Genomic DNA, 2,691 nt, shown 5'->3' with positions numbered 1-2,691 from the left:
CCGGGTTCTCCCCCTCCCCCGCGAAGCGGGGGCAGGGGGTCGGGGGGAGGGGGCCCTCCGCGGGCGAGAGACACTCCGCTCATCCGGCAGAGACCCGGAGCCCTCCATCCTCCGGATCCTTCCATCCTGGATTCTCCTCCGCGATCCATCCTCCGCGTTCCATCCGTAGCAGTTGCGTCGCACCTTGCCCAATCCACGAAAACGCGCGAGATTGTCGACATCCTGCCGCATCTCCGCGCCAATTTCCATCCGACGTACCCGTTGTATCCCGTGAAGAACCGAATCTTCGCTTTCGCGGCGCCGCTGGCGTTCGCCCTGGCGGCCGCGTGCACCGATTCCACCGGGCCCGCGAAGCCCGCGCTCGCGCCGCCCGCGGAAGGCAGCCTGGCCGCCGTGCAGTGCACCGTCCAGGTGGAGGCGGGGGCCATGCGCTGCGACACGCCCGTGCCGGGCGGCGGCGCCCGGGGCGACCTGATCGTGGGCGGGCAGGGCACGTACGTGCAGGTGCGCTCGGGCGTCGCCTCGTACGATTCCGTGGCCGAGGTGTTCTCCATCGACGTGACCCTGCAGAACCTGCTGGGCCAGCCCGTGGGCACGGAAGACGGCGTGACGGCGTCGGGCATCCGCATCTTCTTCTCGTCGGCCACGGCCGTCACGCGGGGCACGGGGACGGTGGAGCTCGCCAATCCCGACGGCTCCACCATCTTCACCACGGCGGGGCAGGACTTCTTCTTCTACCCCGAGATCCTGGCGCCGTACGAGCGCACGGCCCCCAAGCCGTGGCGCTGGAACGTGTCGCGGACGGTGGAGTCGTTCTCGTTCACGGTGCTGGTCGCGGCGCGGGTGCCCAACCAGGGCGGCGTGCTGCGCTGGACGCGCGAGCGCGGCGACGTGGTCACGCGCAACCTGTACGCGGTGTGGGGCACGGGGCCCAACGACATGTGGGCCGCGGGCGACCGCACCATGATGTACAACAACGGCACGCGCTGGGTGGTGTACCCCGGCGACTGGACGCCCGGCGTGTCGGCCCTGTGGGGCAGCGCCACGGACGACGTGTGGGCCGTGGGCGGGGCCCTGTGGCGCTACGACGGCAAGCGGTGGAACGGCGTGCCCTCGCCCGTGAACGAGAACTGGAGCGGCGCGTGGGGCTCCAGCCGGAACAACGTCTACATCACGGGCGGCGGATTTGGATGGGTGCTGCGCTGGGACGGCGCCGCGTTCGACACCGTGTTCCAGGCCACGCCGGGCCGGCGCTTCAGCGGGGCGTGGGGATTCGGGCCCAACGACGTGCACCTGGCCGGCTGGCGCTACAACCCCGCGACCAAGCGGGACGACGGGTTCGTGTGGCACTGGAACGGCGCCGCGTGGGATTCCGTGTCGTTCCCCGGCGTGGACATCACGAGCATCTGGGGCGCCGCGCCCAACGACATCCACGCCATCGGCACGGGCGGCGCGATGTTCCACTACGACGGCACGGCGTGGACGCAGGTGGGGCAGGGCCTCACGACCCACACGCTGTACCACGTGTGGGGAAGCAGCGCCAGCGAGGTGTGGGCCGTGGGCGGCGGCTACAGCCTGACGGGGCTGTACGGCACCGTGCTGCGGTGGAACGGCTCCGCGTGGTCCACCGTGTCCACGGGCGCGCCGCAGGTGACGCGGGCCGTGTTCTCGCCCAACCCCGACAAGGTGTACCTGGTGGGGATGGACGGGATGATCCACCGTCGCTCCGGCGGCACGTGGGGCGCGGAGACGTCGGCCACGCAGGACCTGTGGAGCGCCGTGGCCCCCGTCTCGGACGACGACGTCATCGCCGTGCGCTGCGGCGGGGTCATGCGCGACGAGGGGCGTGGATGGCAGACGGTCTACGCCACGCCGGACTGCCTGGAGGACGTGTGGATCACCCCCGGCGCGTCGCAGATCTTCGCGGTCGGGCAGACGCAGGACAATTCGCGGCAGGGCGTGGTGGTGCGCTGGGACGGCACGCGGTGGACGCGCACCCTCTTTCCCGCGACGCTGCCGCGGCAGCTGACGCTGCTGGGCGTGTGGGGGCTGGACTCGGCCCACGTGTACGCCGTGGGCTGGCGCGACGACGACGGCTACCAGCGTCCCGTGGTGATGCGCTGGGACGGCGCGGCGTGGACGATGGACGACATGGGGGCGGAGACGGGCCAGCTGTACGCCGTGTGGGGCACGTCGCCGGACAACCTGTACGTGGTGGGCACGCGGCTGCTGCACTGGGACGGCACGGCGTGGACGCCCTTCTCCATCCACTACTGGGGCGACAACTGGCGCGACATCTGGGGTACGGGGCCAAACGACATCTACGTCGTGGGCGGCCGCGTGGCGCACTGGGACGGCCAGTCGTGGGACAGCTTCTATCCGCGCAACAACCACAGCGCGCAGGGGGTGTGGGGCAGCGGGCCCGACGACGTGTACGTGGTGGGCTCGCAGACGCTGCACTTCAACGGCGGCAGCTGGACGGACGTGAACATCGAGACGAGCGGCGACCTGTACGACGTGCGCGGCGTGTCCGCGGGCCGCGTCTGGGCGGTCGGCGCCGGTGGCGTGGTGATGCGCGGCCGCCGGTAGAAAAGATTTCTCACGCAGAGGGAGCAGAGGCAGCAGAGTACTTCAAAAGCAGTACTGCTGCCTCTGCTCCCCCTGCGTGAGAATGCAGTTCTCAGTTGCCGT

General features: G+C 70.8%; 1 protein-coding gene. It reads left to right on the top strand.

Features of this window, described 5'->3' with window-relative positions:
- The first annotated feature begins 270 nt into the window (after nucleotides 1-270).
- On the top strand, nucleotides 271-2,589 hold the full coding sequence (locus tag VFZ20_RS10270; protein WP_329683777.1) for a hypothetical protein: 2,319 nt from the start codon (nucleotides 271-273) through the stop codon (nucleotides 2,587-2,589).
- The last annotated feature ends 102 nt before the right edge of the window (nucleotides 2,590-2,691 follow it).

The organism is Longimicrobium sp. (genome assembly GCF_036280135.1).
Lineage (GTDB): Bacteria > Gemmatimonadota > Gemmatimonadetes > Longimicrobiales > Longimicrobiaceae > Longimicrobium.
Note: the sequence above shows the minus strand (reverse complement) of the source record. Positions and strands in the feature narration are given on the sequence as shown.